Annotated in this window: 1 protein-coding gene; it reads right to left on the bottom strand. The window is 38.6% G+C overall.

The window, feature by feature from the left end:
* Positions 1-656 (bottom strand): UTP--glucose-1-phosphate uridylyltransferase (locus PTI45_RS01520; protein WP_069325785.1); only part of this gene is annotated, 656 nt, incomplete at both ends.

Genomic DNA, 656 nt, shown 5'->3' with positions numbered 1-656 from the left:
TCTTCTTGCAGTAATACTTCACGTAAATAATTTAATGTTTCCTCACGTAATTCAGGGTGCTTCAAAGCATAATGAATCGTTGTTTGTACAAAACCGCTTTTCTCACCAACATCATGACGTAATCCTTCAAATTGATAAGCTAGAATTCTTTCTTTTAATGCCAATTGAGAAATGGCATCTGTCAGCTGAATTTCTCCACCTACGCCAACTTGTTGTTCGCCTAAAATATTAAAAATCTCTGGCGTTAAAATATATCTTCCCATGATCGCAAGATTAGAAGGAGCATCTTCTCTGGCTGGCTTTTCAACCAACCCTTTAGCTTGATACAAGCGATCTGACAAAGGTGAAGAATCGACAATGCCATAACGAGATACATGTTCCCATGGTACTTCTTTTACACCTACAACAGATGATTCGTACTCTTCATAGACATCCATCATCTGCTTCAAGCAAGGTGTATTAGACTCCACAATATCGTCTCCAAGTAAAACAGCAAAAGGTTCATTGCCGATAAATTTACGAGCACACCAGATCGCATGCCCTAAGCCTTTGGGTTCTTTTTGACGAATATAATGAATATCTGCCATTTCAGAAGGCTTACGTACAGCCTCAAGTAATGCCCACTTCTCTTTTTCTGCTAGATTATGTTCTAATTC

Origin of the sequence: Paenibacillus nuruki (genome assembly GCF_001721045.1) — a bacterium.
Lineage (GTDB): Bacteria > Bacillota > Bacilli > Paenibacillales > Paenibacillaceae > Saccharibacillus > Saccharibacillus nuruki.
This window is presented reverse-complemented; position numbering and strand designations above follow the sequence as displayed.